The organism is Nocardia sp. alder85J, from assembly GCF_020176955.2.
Lineage (GTDB): Bacteria > Actinomycetota > Actinomycetes > Mycobacteriales > Mycobacteriaceae > Nocardia.
In genome coordinates this window covers 50,671-66,751 of record NZ_JAIUCZ020000019.1, presented here as the reverse complement: position 1 = coordinate 66,751, position 16,081 = coordinate 50,671, and the positions used below count along the sequence as shown (strand labels likewise).

13 protein-coding genes are annotated in these 16,081 nt (G+C 70.7%); 7 read left to right on the top strand and 6 right to left on the bottom strand.

Annotated features, from left to right (window positions below):
* The first annotated feature begins 256 nt into the window (after window positions 1–256).
* The 3 genes from LBW94_RS42740 (at window position 257) to LBW94_RS42730 (ending at window position 3,685) form a co-directional block, all read left to right on the top strand.
* Window positions 257–853, top strand: coding sequence for a PadR family transcriptional regulator (locus tag LBW94_RS42740; RefSeq protein WP_225062386.1), 597 nt, complete (start codon window positions 257–259; stop codon window positions 851–853).
* Window positions 840–1,787 carry a glycoside hydrolase family 5 protein gene (locus LBW94_RS42735; RefSeq protein ID WP_225062385.1) on the top strand — a complete coding sequence of 316 codons (948 nt, stop codon included), beginning with the start codon at window positions 840–842 and terminating at the stop codon, window positions 1,785–1,787. The genes LBW94_RS42740 and LBW94_RS42735 overlap by 14 nt, the downstream gene beginning before the upstream one ends.
* 563 nt (window positions 1,788–2,350) lie before the next feature.
* Window positions 2,351–3,685, top strand: a complete 1,335-nt coding sequence (locus LBW94_RS42730; protein ID WP_225062384.1) for a lipase family protein — start codon at window positions 2,351–2,353, stop codon at window positions 3,683–3,685.
* An 85-nt stretch (window positions 3,686–3,770) separates the two neighbouring features.
* On the opposite strand, the gene LBW94_RS42725 is transcribed toward LBW94_RS42730, so the two are convergent.
* On the bottom strand, window positions 3,771–5,087 hold the full coding sequence (locus LBW94_RS42725) for a lipase family protein (RefSeq protein WP_225062383.1): 1,317 nt from the start codon (window positions 5,085–5,087) through the stop codon (window positions 3,771–3,773).
* Between the two features lie 288 nt (window positions 5,088–5,375).
* Between LBW94_RS42725 and LBW94_RS42720 the strand changes: the two genes are divergently transcribed.
* Window positions 5,376–5,768 (top strand): DUF302 domain-containing protein, encoded by a 393-nt coding sequence (locus tag LBW94_RS42720; RefSeq protein ID WP_225062382.1) that lies wholly within the window; start codon window positions 5,376–5,378, stop codon window positions 5,766–5,768.
* Window positions 5,769–5,910: 142 nt separating this feature from the next.
* Here the strand turns inward: LBW94_RS42720 and LBW94_RS42715 are convergent, their stop codons facing one another.
* Entirely contained in the window at window positions 5,911–6,723 is an 813-nt protein-coding gene (locus LBW94_RS42715) for a PIG-L family deacetylase (RefSeq protein ID WP_225062381.1), read from the bottom strand.
* An 89-nt stretch (window positions 6,724–6,812) separates the two neighbouring features.
* A complete protein-coding gene (locus LBW94_RS42710) occupies window positions 6,813–7,220 on the bottom strand; it encodes a DUF3052 domain-containing protein (protein WP_225062380.1) in 408 nt (135 codons plus the stop codon).
* A gap of 168 nt (window positions 7,221–7,388) precedes the next feature.
* Here LBW94_RS42710 and LBW94_RS42705 point away from each other — a divergent pair, with 168 nt between their 5' ends.
* Window positions 7,389–8,927 (top strand): molybdopterin-dependent oxidoreductase, encoded by a 1,539-nt coding sequence (locus LBW94_RS42705; RefSeq protein WP_225062379.1) that lies wholly within the window; start codon window positions 7,389–7,391, stop codon window positions 8,925–8,927.
* Between the two features lie 9 nt (window positions 8,928–8,936).
* On the opposite strand, the gene LBW94_RS42700 is transcribed toward LBW94_RS42705, so the two are convergent.
* Window positions 8,937–9,125 carry an LPXTG cell wall anchor domain-containing protein gene (locus LBW94_RS42700; RefSeq protein WP_225062378.1) on the bottom strand — a complete coding sequence of 63 codons (189 nt, stop codon included), beginning with the start codon at window positions 9,123–9,125 and terminating at the stop codon, window positions 8,937–8,939.
* Window positions 9,126–9,417: 292 nt separating this feature from the next.
* Here LBW94_RS42700 and LBW94_RS42695 point away from each other — a divergent pair, with 292 nt between their 5' ends.
* Window positions 9,418–11,652, top strand: a complete 2,235-nt coding sequence (locus LBW94_RS42695) for a hypothetical protein (RefSeq protein WP_225062377.1) — start codon at window positions 9,418–9,420, stop codon at window positions 11,650–11,652.
* Window positions 11,653–11,965: 313 nt separating this feature from the next.
* Here the strand turns inward: LBW94_RS42695 and LBW94_RS42690 are convergent, their stop codons facing one another.
* Window positions 11,966–14,617 carry a tetratricopeptide repeat protein gene (locus LBW94_RS42690; RefSeq protein WP_225062376.1) on the bottom strand — a complete coding sequence of 884 codons (2,652 nt, stop codon included), beginning with the start codon at window positions 14,615–14,617 and terminating at the stop codon, window positions 11,966–11,968.
* Window positions 14,618–14,656: 39 nt separating this feature from the next.
* The gene (locus tag LBW94_RS42685) at window positions 14,657–15,331 is read right to left on the bottom strand and encodes a phosphate signaling complex PhoU family protein (protein WP_225062375.1); all 675 of its coding nucleotides are present in this window, start codon (window positions 15,329–15,331) and stop codon (window positions 14,657–14,659) included.
* Window positions 15,332–15,571: 240 nt separating this feature from the next.
* On the opposite strand from LBW94_RS42685, the gene LBW94_RS42680 reads away from it, so the two are divergent.
* Window positions 15,572–16,078 carry a flavin reductase family protein gene (locus LBW94_RS42680; RefSeq protein ID WP_225062374.1) on the top strand — a complete coding sequence of 169 codons (507 nt, stop codon included), beginning with the start codon at window positions 15,572–15,574 and terminating at the stop codon, window positions 16,076–16,078.
* The last annotated feature ends 3 nt before the right edge of the window (window positions 16,079–16,081 follow it).

Below are 16,081 nucleotides of genomic sequence, written 5' to 3'. Positions count from 1 at the left end.
GCAGCCACCCTGTCCGCCGCGATCGGCGAACTCGAGCGCAAACTCGGCCCTCGTACCGGTGGGTGATCTCAGCCCGAGCAGGACCGTCGTGGTGTGGCCGGATACCTGCCGATCGCGCGTGGTCGCGGATTTCGGGCGTGCCGCCGTCGCTGCGGCGCAGTGCATTCCCGCCGGCTGACCGGATCGGGCCCTGGCGCCGGCCGGGTTCGTTCGATATAGTCGAGTTCGACCAATCGAATTCGACCAAGGATCCGCGATGCCGCCTCGCCCGCTGCCGAGTCCTGCCGCACTGGCGGTGCTGGGGTTGCTGGCCGAGCGTGCGCGGCATCCGTACGAGTTGAAAACCATACTGCGCGAACGAGGTCTGGACCGGACCCTCGGGCTCAAGCAGGCCACGCTGTACGATCTGCTGCCCCGGCTGGCGGCGGCGGGGCTGGTGACCCAGGACGATCCGGCGAGCGCCGGAAATCGGCCGCAGCGCACGGTGTATCGGATCACCACGGCCGGGATCACCGCGCTGCGGCAGTGGTTGCGCGAACTGCTCGCCGATCCGGCGCACGACGCGACCGCCTTCGCGGCGGCGCTGGCATTCATGTTCGCACTGTCGCGAAGTGAAGTGGCGGAACTGGTTTCGCGTCGCGCTGCGGCCATCGACGGCACCGTCGCCGAGGTGGCGGCGGGGCTGGCCGCCGCGCAGGACGTGCCGCCGGTCTTCCTCACCGATCACACCTACGCCCAGGCGCTGCGCCGCGCCGAACGAGACTGGCTGCGGGCCTTCGTGGCCGACCTCCGCGGAGGCCGGTTGTCCTGGCCGCTGGAAGATCAGGAGTACCCCGGCGATGACCGTTCATGACGTCAACCGATTGCTGGCCCGCACGATCAACGTGTGTCCCGACCTCGGGGCCGCCGCGGAGGCCGGCTACACCGTCGAACTGACCGCACGCGAATTCGATCTGTTCCGGCAGGCGGGGTTCTCCGCGGTGCGACTGGGGGTGTACTGGGCGGCGCACTGCGGTGCGGGGCCCGATTTCCGGATCGCGCCGGAGATCCTGGATCGGGTCCGTGGATACCTGGATCTCGCCACCGAACGCGGAATGGCGGTGGTACTCACCAATTTTCTCGATCGGGAGTTGATCGCGGACCCGCCGTCGTACCTCGCTCGGCTGCTGGCGATCACCGGGCAGGTGGCGGCCGCGTGCGCGGACCGTCCGTCGTCGGTGGTGCTGGAACCGTACGCCGAACCGCACGACGCGCTGGATCCGCTGTGGAACGACACCCTGCGCGACCTGCTGGTGGCGGTCCGTGCCGCCGACCCCGGGCGGGCCGTGGTCGTCGGTCCGGGTTCCTACAACAACGCGCGCATGCTGCCGCAGCTGTCGCTGCCCACCGACCCCCACCTGATCGTCACCGTCCATCAGTACTGGCCGATCACCTTCACCATGCAGGGCGAAACATGGCTGGGCACAGCCACTCCGGGTGGTGATCCACGGTCCTGGCTCGGTACCGCCTGGACCGGCACCGACCGGGAACGCGCCGAACTGGCGGCCGGTTACGCGGGTGTCGCGGCGTGGGCCGCGGCGGGTGATCACCCGATCTTCGTCGGCGAATTCGGCACCAGCAACAATGCCGATCTCGACAGCCGGGCGCGCTGGACCGGTTACAACCGGCAACTGGCGGAGGAACACGGATTCTCCTGGGGCTGCTGGTCTTTCGGCCCGACCTTCGCCCTCTACGACTTCGGGACCCACCGCTGGCACGAGCCACTGCTGCGGGCACTGATGCCCTGACCGGAGTGGCCGGCCCCAACCGCTGGACGATCGCCGGCACGGAAAGCCCGATGCCCGCCGCAGCCATCGACGCAGCGTGGATCAGGCCACCCGAGCGCGGCTGCCGGGATTTCCGTTCACCAGCTCGGGACGTACTCGACGCCGCGCGGAAGGTGGCATAGTCCGGTCAGCCTTCGTCGGCTCGGTGGATCACGATTCCGGCGGACGCCGCGGACGGATGTCATACCCGAGTGAATGCCACCCTGCTTCGGGACGGGGCCGCCGACGATCTGGCGACCGCGCTGAATCGGCTCGCCGCGGAGGCTGGCGCCCGTGACATCGGTGCGCCGGGCGCCGATCCGCTGACGGCCGTCGTGCTGGCGAATGCGGGGGATCAGGGGTCCGCGGCGTTCGGGGGAGGTCGAATCCGGTGGCCGGCGACCCGAATTCGAGTGAGTGGCCCAGGGATGCCTGTGAGCGCCCCTGGAACGAGTTCGGGCGCGATTTCCGGCAGTGGCTAGGGTGGGACGAGTTCGTTCGAGCCGAGGAGAACGGTGAAAGCCCTACTGGCAATTCTGGTTACCGTGCTTGTCAGCCCAATGATGCTGCTGGCCGAGCAACCCGCTACCGCACAACCACCCGATATTCCCGCACCGGTCGCACCCGGCGACGCGGGCCCGTCGCCACTGCAACAGTGGATCGACCACACCATTCCGGCGCCGCCACTGGTGCCGGCGCCCCAGCACCCGGCCGCGGCGCAAGAGGCGCTGTGGCAGGCGATTCTGTCGTCCCCGACCGCGGATCCGACTTTCGACGCCTGGCCGCAGGGCCTGGACCGGCTGGATCCCGGCCACGTCATCGAGACACGCGACGTCACCGCGGTCGCGGCGTCGTTGTTCGACGCGCCGATCGCGCGGGCGAGACTGGTGAAGTTCCGGAGCACGTCGGCGTCGGGGACGCCGGAGTTCGGCACCGCCACGCTGCTCGAGCCCGCCGCCGCGTGGGCCGGTCCGGGTCCGCGGCCGGTGGAGGTGGACACGCTGCCGATCAACGCGCTCGGGATGCGCTGCACGCCGGGCTACACGATCGCGCACGGCGTCCGTGACAACAACGCCATCAACGTGTTCCTGCCGGGCGTGGCCACGGCGCTGAACAAGGGGCACACCATCCTGCTGCCCGATCACGAGGGCCCGCTGATGGCGTACGCCGAGCCGACCGTGGCCGGGCACGTGACCCTCGACTCGATCCGCGCGATCCGGTCGCTGGCCCCGGACCAGTTCGGCGACAGCCGTTTCGCGGTCACCGGCTACTCCGGCGGCGCGATCGCTTCGTACGCCACGGCGATGCTGCTGCCCGAATACGCCCCGGATCTGGCGAATGTGCTGGTGGGAGCCTCGATCGGTGGATTGGTGACCGATTACGGCGCGGTGGCGCATGTGTTCAACGGGCACAGCGCCTCCGGGATCCTGCTGTCGGTGACGCTGGCGATGGCCCGGGAACATCCCGACATGCTGCCGTACATGAACCATCTCGCGCAGTGGGTGGGAACCTCACCGCTGAAGAACATCTGCGGCGACGCCGACGGGCCGCTCGGCGCGGTGGGTATTCCGATGGAGGTGGCGGCGAACATCGATCATCCGCTGGAAAGCGGTATCTCCGACGAGATTCAGCGCCGCACGGACCTGACCGGACGGACTTCGGGTGTGCCGCTGTACATCTACCACGGCGTCGGCGATTTCTGGATCCCGATCCAGGGCCCGCAGCAGATGTACCGGGAGCAGTGCGCCCGCGGTGTCACCGCGGAATTCCGCACGGTGCCCGGCGAACACGTCTCCGCGATGCTCAACGGCGCCGGTGGATCCATCGACTGGATCGACGCCCGGTTGCGCGGTGAGCCCGCACCGAACGAATGTGCCTGACCCGCAGTCGAAGACGAGTGCGCCCCCGCCACGACGGCCGTGTGAACCCAAGGGTGAGCGGGGGCGCACTCGCGACAGGTGTCGCTCAGCAGTCGGTGGGCGCCGGTTCGCCGCGCAGTCGCGCGAGGATCCAGTCGTCCAGCCCGGGGGAGCCGGTGACGTAGCCGGTCAGGTGTTCGCCGAGCACCTCCCGGAACACGGCCGGTACGCCGCGGCTGCACTGCTCCCGCGCGGTCCGCTGGGCGTCCTCCAGCGGGATCCACGGATCCCACACCCCGTGGTAGATGTACAGCGGGACGGCCGAGGTGCGGTCGCCGAGATTCAGCTTGTCGAACATCTGGTTGGCGATCGGAGTGTTCAGGGAGTCACCGACATTCGCGACGACGTCCATCGGGAATCCGACGACGCCCAGCGGCCCGTCGGCGTCACCGCAGATGTCCTTCAACGGTGAGGTTCCCACCCACTGCGCGAGATGGTTCATGTACGGCAACATCTCCGGATGTTCCCGCGCCACGGCCAGCGCGACCGACAGCAGGATGCCGGAGGAGATGTTGCCGTTGAAGCGGTGGGCGACATCCCGATTATCGGTGACCACGCCGCCGGCGGCCGCCCCCACCACGACATCCGCCAGCTCGGGCGCGTATTCGCGCAGCAGCATCGCCGCCGCGTACGAGGCGATGGCCCCGCCCGAGTAACCGCTCATCACGAAGTGGCTGTCGCCGAACTGGTCCGAGCCCAGCGCCCGGGTGGCGCGGATCGAGTCGAGCATCACGTGACCCGCGACATTCGGCTCCGCGTACGCCATCAGCGGGCCTTCGTGATCGGGCACCAGCACCGCGTGGCCCTGTGCGAGGGCCCACCAGATGGACGGCAGGAACACCACGAGGTCGGTGCTGGGGTTGTCCAGCAGGCCGTGTGAGAACTGGTAACCCGGGGTGCAGTGCGCGCCGAGGGCGTTGATCGGCAAGGCGATCACCTCCACCGGTTGCGGACCCGGCCCGGTCCACGCGGCCGCCGGAGTGATCAGGGTGGCGGTGCCGAACGACGGCGTGCCCGACGCCGAGGTGGACCGGAACTTCAACAGTTGCGACTGCCGGATCGGTGTCGGCATCCGGAGCGCGGTGGTGGCCGTGACGTCACGGGTCTCGATGATCTGGCCGGGCTGGAGGGTGTCGAGATCCCCGGGCCAGCCGTCGAAGGCCGCATCTCCGGTGGGTGGGGACAGGATGCCCTTCCACAGGGCCGTCTGCGCGGCGGCGGGGTCCTGCGCCGCCGACGGCAGCGGGGGGATGGTGTTGTCGATCCACTGTTGCAGCGGCGACGGACCCGGATTGTCTGGTGCCACCGGCGGCGGGGTATCGGGTGGTTGTGCGGTGGCGGGTTGCTCGGCCAGCAGTATCATGGGGCTGACAAGCACGGTAACTACAATGGCCAGTAGGGCTTTCACCGTTCTCCTCGGCTCGAACGAACTTGTCCACCCTAGTCACTGTGGACAGCCCCGCCCGCACGTGCCGGGCCGCATCTGTGGGCGCTTGCCAACCGATTGCCACTCGAATTGTGACCCACCCCAAAGGGTCACACCGGTGCGGCCGGGTGGTCCGATCGCTGCGGACAGGCTCTGGACTCGATTATTCGGCTGTGGCCGTTGATAATTCGGCACGAGAACATCCCGCTGCGAGAGAAGTCGACGATGACGATCATCAGGAAGACCGCGCCGGGCACGGTCGCCGCCACCGTCGAGCGCCTGCTGGCCCTGCTGGCGGAACGTGGGGTGACGGTCTTCGCCGTCATCGACCAGGCGGCGGCCGCACGCGGGGCGGGTCTGACATTGCGGGACACCGTGCTGGTGGTCTTCGGTGATCCCCGGGCCGGTACGCCGGTGATGGCGGCGGTACCGGCGGCCGCGCTGGATCTGCCGCTGTCGGTACTGATCTGGGACGACGCCGGCCGGACCGAGGTCGCCTACCGGGATCCGGTGCGGACCGCGGCCGGCCACGGGGTACCCGCCGACCTGGCGGCTCGGCTCGGTGCCGTCGATGTGCTGACAGATATCCTGGCCACGGATGTGAGCCCTACGCCGTGACCGCCGCCGCCTTCCCGCTGTTCCCGGACACCGAGGAGCAGGCCCGCCTGCTCGGGCACGGCATCACTGGCCGGGCAACCGGCCGAACTCGCCGCGGCCGACCCGTCCGCGTGAGATCGGCACGGGCCGTTCGGGATTCGGGTCAGCGCAGGCCGGCGAAGAGGTCGGTCTCCGGGGTGGGCGCGGCGGGGATCCGGGAGAAGTGGCGGACGAAGTTCTCGGCGCCGAGGATCTGCTGCTCCAGTTCGGAGGGCATCCGCAGGAACGGCACGCTGTCGCTCTGGCTGCCGTGCGCCTCGAGTGCCTTGATCTTGCGCTGCACATGGGTGGAAACGTCGACGACCGTGGTGATCAGAGCCATCGGGGTGCCGAAATCCTCCGGGGGCACGAAGTCGACGACACCCTTGGCCTGGAGATCGGCGAACAGTTCGCGGGAGCTCTCGCGCGGAATCGCGGTGTAGTAGAGCTTGTCCGGGATGTCCGTGGCCGCGGCCGCGGCCAGCGCGATGCGGTTGGCCTGGATGTGGTCGGGGTGGCCGTAGTTGCCGTTCTCGTCGTAGGTGACCACCACCTGGGGGCGATACTGCCGCATCAGCTCGGCCAGCCGTGCGGCCGCCTGCTCGACGGGGATGTTGCTGAAGGCGCCGGGGTGCCGGTTGGCCTCCCAGCCGTCCATGCCCGAATCGCGGTAGCCGAGCAGTTCGACGTGCTCGATACCCAGCAGCGCCGCCGACTCCCGGAGTTCGACGAGTCGCTGTGCCCGCACCGCGCTCTCGTCGTGGCCCGGCTCGCCGGGCTTGATGCCGCCGGGCGCATCGCCCTGTTCGCCGTTGGTGCAGGTCACCAGGACCGTCCGGATGCCTTCCGTGGCGTATTGCGCGAAAATCCCGCCGGTGCCGATGACTTCATCGTCCGGATGGGCGTGTACGGCCATCATCGTCAGTTGCTCGGCCATCGGTCCCCGTTCGTAGGTGTTCGGCGAGTCAGCGTCCTCACTGTACGAAGGAACACCGACACCGGGGCCGTTGATTCCGCGACCGCCGGTCAGCGGGTGCGGTCGGCGACCCGGACGACGAATCGCAACGCCGACCAGGTCGAGTCGATCGCGCACACCTTGTTGTCGACCAGGCCCGCGGCCAGCCCGAATTCGCGGACCGCGCCGTCGTCGAGGTCGGTGGCCGTTCCGCTGGAGCGTTTGGGCCAGGCGATCCACAGCCCACCGGCCGGGGCCAGCCGGGAGCGCCAGCCCTCGAAGGCGCCGTCCAGGGTGCGGTGGTCGGAGCAGAAACCGACGATGACGTCGTAGCCGCCGCCACTCGCCCGCCGATGGACGACCGCGGCGGCGGGGAGTCCGTCCACGGTGAATCCCGCCGGTGCGCGGCCGAGCAGCACCCGGCTCTCGGATTTCACGCCGAGCTTGCGGGCCAGCGGCGTGCCCGAATATCCGGCCATGTGCCGACGGTACCCGTTCACCACCCGGCCGGGTGTGGTCCCGCCTCCGCACCGGGCCGGCTCGGGTGCCCGTCCGGTTCGGGCGCTGATCCGGGGCGTACCCGCCTGCGGCCGGCCGGCGCCGCGCGACGCGCGCGCCGGGTCGGGGTGCCGGTAGGCTCGGTGATCGTGACCGGTCTGCGCGTAGCGCTGGGAATCGTATCGGCCGGGACGATTCTCGGGGTGGCCGAGTTGGTGTCGGTCCCGGTAGGGCCGAACAGCGCACCGCTGGACGCCGTGGGTTCCGCGGTGGTCGACAACACGCCGCAGGGGTTGCGGGAGTGGGTCATCGGGACGTTCGGCACCAACGACAAGCTGGTGCTGTACGTGGTGATGATCCTGGTCGCGGTCGGTGTAGCGGCGGCGGGGGGCAGCTGGGAGCGGCGGGGGCGGCCGTACGGGTCGGCGCTGTTCGTCGTCTTCGGTGTGGTGGGTGTGGTCGCCGCCTGTACTCGCGCGCACGCGGGGTGGACCGCGGCATTGCCCACCGTGATCGGTTGCGGCTGTGGGCTGCTGGTGTTGCGGTGGCTGGTCCGGCATGCCGATGCGGTGGTGGTCTCCGACGGCGAGAAGCCCGCTGTACCGGTGGAATCGGCGCGACGGGGGCGGCGGCGGTTCCTCGGCGAGCTGGCCGGGGTAGGGGCGCTGGCGCTGGCCGGCGGGGTGGCCGGGCGGCTGCTCGCGCTGCGGGCCGGTGACGTGTCCGGTGATCGGGCGGCGGTGCGGCTGCCCGCGCCGGCCGAACCCGCGGCGCCGGTGCCCGCGGCCGTCGAGGCGCCGGTGCCGGGGCTGCCCTCGTTCGTCACCTCGAATTCCGGCTTCTACCGGGTGGATACGGCGCTGAGCGTGCCGCAGCTGTCGACCGGCGACTGGATGTTGCGTATCCACGGCATGGTCGACCGTGAGATCACGCTGTCCTACGCGGATCTGGCCGCGCGGCGGCCGATCGAACGGGTGATGACCATGACCTGTGTGTCGAATCCCGTCGGCGGCAACCTGATCGGCACCGCGCGGTGGCTCGGGTATCGGGTCGCGGATCTGCTGGCGGAGGCGGGGGTGCGGCCGGGCGCGGATATGGTGCTGTCCACCAGTGTCGACGACTTCACCGCCGGAACTCCGTTGGCGGCGTTGACCGATGGGCGCGATGCGATGCTGGCGATCGGGATGAACGGCGAACCGCTGCCGGTGCCGCACGGGTTTCCGGCGCGGCTGGTGGTGCCGGGGTTGTACGGATATCTGTCGGCCACCAAATGGGTGGTCGATCTGGAAGTGACGAGATTCGATCGGGCCCGGGGGTATTGGGCCCGGCGCGGCTGGGCCGTGTCGGGGCCGATCAAGACCGAGGCCAGGATCGATGTCCCGAAATCGGCGGCGGCGCTGGCACCGGGGCCGGTCGCGGTCGCCGGGATCGCCTGGGCGCAGCATCGCGGCGTGACGGCCGTCGAGGTCCAGATCGACGACGGGGACTGGAAACCCGCCGAGCTGTCGGCCGAGTACTCGATCGACACCTGGCGGCAGTGGGTCTACCGATGGGACGCCACACCGGGGAAGCACACGGTCCGTGCGCGCGCCACCGACGGCACCGGCGTCGTGCAGACCGCCGAGAACCGGGGGACCGTGCCCGACGGGGCCTCCGGCTACCCGGCGATCTCGGTGCGGGTCGGGTAGCCGCGCAGGCTATCGGCGGCGCCGCCGACCGGCGAACGCCACCACCAGGCCGACCACCACCACGATCAGGCCGATGACGGCCCAGATCGACTGGCCGTTCATACCACCGGTCTGTCCCAGCAGGTTCAGGCCCTGGCACGTCCACAACGCGCCCAGCAGTACCAGCACCACTCCGACGACCAACCACACCCAGCGCATTGCCGCTCCTCTGTCTCGGTCGCAAGCAACCTGGCACGCACATCCTGTCACGGAAATCCGTGCTGTCATACCCCTGCCGGACGAACAGGCCGTGACGGGCGGCCGACGCCGAACATCAAGGGCCCTTTCGCTTCCGTGGAGCCTCCGATCGCTCGTCCGTGGCGGATCATCGCCGGTCGCAGGCGGTTTCGCGGCGGCGGGGCGGAAGTGTCACGGGCGCTGTCTGGGTATCACCTGTGAGTCTGCTGTCCGCTGGGTAGACTTTGCCCGCGGGATCGAGGGGAGCAGCGTCATGGGGGATTTCGAGTCCGGCTATCGAGTCGATATCGGTGGCGGCGTCGCCGGCCAGGTGGTGGTCGGCGATCACAATGTCGTCATCCATGCCGAGGGCTCCCGGATCGTCGTACACGAGGGCCCGGCCCCGGCGGTCGAGCGGCGGGTGCGTCCGGTGGGACTGCCGCTGCCCCGCGTCGGGGTCGAGTTGCTGGGCCGGGCCACGGAATTGGCCCTGATGGGGCAGTGGGTCGAGGAGGGCGTCCCGGTCGAGGTCTGTGGTTCGGCGGGGGTCGGCAAGTCGGCGCTGCTGCGCCGGTTCGCGGCCGATCGCGCCGCCGCGGGCAGGGATGTGGTGTTCGTGCACGCCGCCGGGCTGGCCGTGCCCGACCTGTTGCAGGAACTGTTCCAATCCTGTTACGACGCACCGGGTTATCTGCCGGATCCGCTCCGGTTGCGGCGGCTGATGGGCTCCGTCCGGGCGCTGGTGGTGGTGGACGACTTCGAGGGTGGCGCCGACGATCTCGCGCAGTTGACCGATGCGGTGCCGTCGAGCGATCTGGTGGTGTCGACCCGGCGGCGGATCGCGTGGACCCAGGCGCGATCACTGGAATTGCAGGGTCTCGACGAACATTACGCACTGGTCCTGCTCACCCGGGAGCTCGGACATCGGCCCGACGGTGACGAGGCGGCGGTGGGGCGGTTGTGGCGGGCGGCGTCCGGTCGCCCCCGGGCGCTGATCCAGGCCGCCGCCTGGCTGCGCACCGGCGGCGCCGCGACCGCGCTGGCCGACCCGGCGATCGTGCAGCGCACCATGATCGCCGGGCTCGACGAGCGCGCGCACCGCGTCCTGGGTGCGTTGCGGGCGGTGGCGGGGCTGCCGGTGCCGATCGGCCTGTGCCGGGTCCTGACCGGCGACGCCGACGCCGAGACGGTGCTGACCGAGCTGACGGCGCTGGGCCTGGTGGACGGTTCGGACGCGGGATTCGCGCTGGCCGCCGATCCGGCGCCGGCGACCGCGCAGTCGGCGACACCGGCCGATTACGCGGGGGCGCTGCTGGATTGGGTCACCCGCAGCGCGAAGCCCGCCGATATCGTGGCGGCCGGGCCGATCGTGGTCCGGGTGCTCGGCGCGGCAGTCGAATCCGGCGATCAGGAGTCCGCCTGTGCTCTGGCGCGCAAGGTTTCGCCCGTGTTCGGGTTCGCGCTGCGCTGGAGCACCTGGCACAGCGTGCTGAAGCTGGGCGAACAGGCCGCCCTCGCAACGGGTTCCGCCGGCGACCTCGCCTATTTCCGCCACGAGGACCAGATCCGCGGTCGCGTCCTGTCGACGGCGGTCGCGGTGTCCGCCGCCGGTGCGGGAGCCGCCGGGGGCGTGGGCGTCACGCAGGTCGCGACCGCGCATGCGGCGCACACCGCGGCCACCCATACGACGCGGCAGACCGTGCAATCGGTGTTGTCGGCGCATCCGGTGCTCATCGGATCGGCCGCGGCGGTGGTCGTGGCGGCCGGTGTCGCGGGCGCCGCGATCGTGGCCGGTCAGCCCTCGCCGGTCGATTCGCAGGCACCCCTCACCACGGTCCTGGCCCTGGACACCACCACGGTGGTGGTCACCACGCCGATCGCTGCGATCCCGAGCAGCAGCACCTCGGCCTCGGTGAAGGCGCCGCCGATCGCGGGGCCGAGAAATGTGCCGAATCCCGGTGGGGGAGAAGCCGGTGGCAGTGGCGGGTCCTGCCCGCCGATCACCGACAGCCAGGACTTCGGCACCGTCACGCTCGGCGCGGCGGTCCCCAGGAGCGTGTCGTTCACACAACTGGCCTGCGACGACATCTCGGCCGCGCACGTCCAGGGCAGTCCGGCGTTCACCGCCGCGCCCACGTCCTGCCCGCCGAAAAGCGATGGGACGTGCGTCTTCCAGGTGACCTTCCGGCCGACCGCCCCCGGTACGTACCAGGCCACGCTCATCGTCCCCGACGTCTTCGGCAACCAGCAGGATGTGACGATCGCGCTGACCGGACAGGCCACGACCGGTTCCGCCGGGCCGAGCTCGGGCCCGACCGGCGGGTCCACCGGCCCGGCACCGGGTTCGACCGGGCCGACCCCCGGTTCGACGGGGCCGACTCCGGGATCCACCGGCCCCACCCCCGGTCCGGCCGGGCCGGCCCCCGGGTCCACCGGCCCGACGCCGGCGCCGATCACCCATGCCGCCACCGCGGCGCCGTCCACGCCGGCCGCGTCCACCACGCCCTGAGCGAGTCGGCTCCGATGTGCCGGTGGTGTAACGGGTTTCCTCACCAGCTGATCGGACGAAGCGAGGCCACAGACCGTCCGGCCGGGCCCTCGGCACGGATCGCGGGCAGGCTCAGGCGAGGCCGAGGACGCGCATGGCGGCCGCGCGGATCGAGTGGCGCTGCCGAGGCGTTCTGCCGGTACGCATTGCGGGGCCCTTCACAGGTGCCGACGCATCACATGAGCCGTATCTCCGATACGACGTCGAACCCCAGGAAGCGCCGATGGGTGTGGGTGAGCTGTGCGCAGACTGTCGATCGCCGGTAACCGTCCGGTTATCCGGTGGCCGCGTCCATCGGGATCTCCCAGGGAGCGCCGCACAGCGCGAGACCGCTGCGGGCGCGGGCGTGCTGGGCCTCGTTCCCGGTCAGCAGGGCCAGGTCGGCAGCGGCGGTGAAGGCTGCCAGCGCCTGCCCGGTGTCGCCGCCTTCGTGCAGGAAGAAGCCGAACTCGGTGAGGACCTCGGCTTCGCCGCGGCGATCACCCAATTCACGGAACGCGGTGAGCGCTTCCTCGAATCGCTCGTGGGCCTCGGCGCGTTCGCCGCACGTCCGGTAGCTCACGGCGAGATTGAGCAACACGATGGCTTCGCCGTTGCGGCTGCCGATCTCGCGGTGGATGGCCAGAGCCTGACGGAACAGGGCGAGCGCCTCGCGGTACTGGTGGGTGCGGTGGCGGACGATACCCAGATTGGTGAGCACACTGGCCTCACCCGGCCGGTTGCCGATGTCCCGGTAGAGGGCGAGCGTCTCCAGATAGAAGTACGGCACGTCGGCGTCGTACTCCGTGAGCCAGCGGCCGATGCCGAGATTGTCGAGCCCGGTGGAGTCCTCACCGGTCAGCTCGGCCATCCGGCGGTAGCGGGTCAGGGCGGTCCGGAAGTACTCCATGGCGGTGGCGCGGTGGCCGAGCAGCCACACTGTGATCGCCAGATTGATCAGGGTCGTGGCCTCACCACCCGGATCACCGAGAGCGTGGTGGCCGGCCAGCGCCTCCGAGAGCACCTCGCGTGCGCCGATGCGGTCGCCGTCGCGCCAGCTCGCGATGCCGATATTGGTCAGCATGCTCGCTTCCCCGCGGCGGTCGCCGATCTCGCGGTACCGGGCCAGCGCCGCCCGATATCCGGCGCCCGCATCGGTGAATTCGCCTGTGACCTGGGATATCCGGGCCAGGTTGGCCAGTGCCGTGGCGATGCCGAAGCCGTCGTTCAGGTGTTGTGCGAGGTCGTGGGTGCGCTGGAACAGCTGCCGCGCCAGCGGCCACGGCCCGTCGCGTTCCAGCAGTCCCGCCAGCACCTCGATCAACTCGATCGCGCGCGCCGGGTCGTGACCGCTCGCGTGGTCCGCGCAGGACAACAGGTTGGCGCGTTCGAGGCGCAGCCAGCCGACCGCCGCCGCCTGGTCGGCGAATTCCCGGACCGGCGCCGGGTCGGTCCCCGCCACGTCGATGCGGGCCGGTGGCCGCGGCGGTGGTGACAGCCGCCGGTCGGCGCCCGCGCCGGTGGCACGGTAGTAGTCCAGCAGCCGGTGCAGGGCGCGCCGATTGTCCGCAGGCGGATCCGCCTCGGCGAGTTCGCGGCCGAACTCGCGGATCAGATCGTGCAGCCGGTAGCGGCCCGGTGCGGTCTCCTGCACCAGATTGTCGGTGTACAGCGCATCCAGTTCACGCCGGCTCTCGGCCGTCGGCAGGTCCGTGAGCGCACCCGCGGCCCAGGCGTCCAGATCGGCGCCGGGATGCAGGCTCATGCGGCGCAGCAGCAGCCGGCGACCGGGCGGCAGGTCGGCATACGAGGTGGTGAAGGCCGCGCGCACGGCCCGATCCCCGGCCTGCAACTCGCCGAGCCGGTGCCGGGCGGCGGCGAGCTCCGTAGCGAGATCGGTGACACTCCAGGCCCGGTGGTGGGCGAGGCGGCCCGCCAGCAGCACGATCGCCAGCGGCAGCTGCCCGCACAGCCGGGTGAGGGTGGCGACCGCGTCGGCCTCCGGGCCGGCCGCGGCCCGGCCCGCGGCGACCCGGAACAGGTCCGCCGCCTCGGCCGGATCCAGGCTGCCCAGCGAAATCGGCACGGCGCCATCGAGATCCATCATCCGGCGGCGGCTGGTGATCAGGGCCGAGCAGTGCGGTCCGGCCGGGATCAGCGGTTCCACCTGCGCGGCGTCGCGGGCGTCGTCGAGGATCAGCAGCACCCGGCGGCTCGCGGCCCAGCCCTGCCACAGATCGCGGCGGCCCTCGACCGTCGGCGGGATGTGCGCGGGATCGATGCCGAGATTGCCCAGCAGCGTCCCCAGCGCGTCGAAGGCGGTGACGACCGGCCGCCCGGGAGTGTGGGCGTCGAGCGCGACGAAGAACCGGCCGTCCGGGAAACGATCCGCCAGCAGATGCGCCGCGCGGGTGGCCAGGGCTGTCTTGCCGGCGCCGGCCATGCCGTCGACGGTGTGGACCGGCGCACCGCTCGCGGCCTCCATCGCGCGCAAGATCGCGGCCAATTCCCGTTCGCGGCCGACGAATACGCCGACATCGCGGCGCAGCACCGTGTTCACCGCGGGCCGGGGCCGGCCGCCGCCGGTATCGGGCTCCGCGCGTGCGGCGTCCCAGCACTGTATCCATGCCGAGCGCCGCACCAATTCGGCCGCGACGGCACCGGATCTCGCGGTGGCCAGGTCGACGAGGGTCAGCAGCACCGGCTCGAAGGTCTCGAAGCGGGCGGGGACGTTGCGCCCGGCCCGCCAATCGCTGATGCGCTGCACCGGTACACCGCTGTGCCGCCCGGCCGGCCGCGCGGCTCGCGCTCGCTCGTCGGCGGCGGCCGCGACCCGATGCAACGGTGGATTACCGGCCGCGGCATACAGTTCCGTCAAACGGGCAGCGAACACGGCACGCGCGGAAGCGATCTCGCCTCGCCGCTCCGGCACGGAGTTCGTTGCCATCTTGAAAGGTTACCGGTGCCAACCGTACCGGTGACAGTCCTAGCGGCCGGTCCGATCGGTGGGTATCCATTGGTCGGCGGTCTCGCCGGTGGTGAGGAAGATGGTACGGCGGCCCACCTCCACCGCGTTGTCGGCGAAGCGTTCGTAGTAGCGGCCGAGCAGGGTGATGTCGACGGCGGTGGTGATGCCGTAGGCCCAGTCCGGGTCCAGCACGGTGGCCAGCAGCTGTTCGTGCAGCCGGTCGACGGTGTCGTCCTGCCCGTCGAGACCCGCGGCGGCCTCCGGATCGCCGGAGGCCAGGGCGGCGGCGGCGCTGTCGGCGATCGCGACGGCGGCGGCGCCGAGCCCCGCGATCACCGGCCGGGCCGGATCCGGCACCACGAATTCGGGGTGGCGGCGGCGGGCCGCGGCGGCGATGTGGGTGGCGAGTGCGGCCATGCGTTTCAGATTGCCGGTCAGCTGGATCGCGGTGACCACCTGCCGCAGTTCGCCGGCGACGGGCGCCTGTAGGGCGAGCAGCCGCACCGCCTCCCGCTCGGCGTCCTGGTGCATGACGTCGATCTCCTGGCCGAGGTCTATCGCGGCCTCGGACTTCTGCAGGTCGGCGGTCAGCAGCGCATCGGTGGCAGCGGCGACGACATCCCGGTCGCGCAGGCACATCGCATGCAACAAATCGGCGAGGGCCTGCAGGTTCTCGTGATACTGGGTCCGCACACCCCATTCAATCCCATCCGGCCGTTGCGCGCCCGGTGGCCGAACGGAAGTGTTCCGTTTCCCGTCGGTTCATCCAAGATCGTTGCTGGTCAACGGGATCGGACCGATCGGTCCGGTGCCGTCGTTTCCCGGCGGTGGAAACAGTCGGTGCGGGTATTCCGACACCCGCGCGCATGCCGATCGAAGCCGCGACTGTCCGATTACCCTGGGTGCGCCGCGTCGCCGTCCCGGAAGGTCCTCATGCCGAGCAGTGCTCCCGATACCGACAGCGCCTTCGATCGTGTGATCGCGGGGGCCGACGCGCCGATGTGGATCGTCACCACGGTCGCGGACGGGAACCGGGCGGGTTGCCTGGTCGGCTTCGGGACGCAGGCGAGTATCGAGCCGCGGCGGTTCCTGGCCTGCCTGTCGAAGGAGAACCACACCTATCGGGTGGCGTTGCGGGCCGGTCATCTGGCGGTCCATCTGCTCGGTACGGACGCGGTGGCGCTGGCCCAGTTGTTCGGTGCCGAAACCGGTTCGGAGATGGACAAATTCGAGCACTGCGAGTGGCGGGAGGGGCCGCACGGGCTGCCGATCCTCGCCACCGCGACCGGCTGGTTCACCGGTGAGATCCTGCGGCGCGACGATTTCGGGGACCATGTGGGTTTCCTGCTGCGGCCGACCGCGGCGCAGGAACCGGCGGCGGATGCGCCGGCCCTGCGACTGCGAGCCGTGGCGGAGCTCACGGCGGGTCACCGGCCGTGAGCG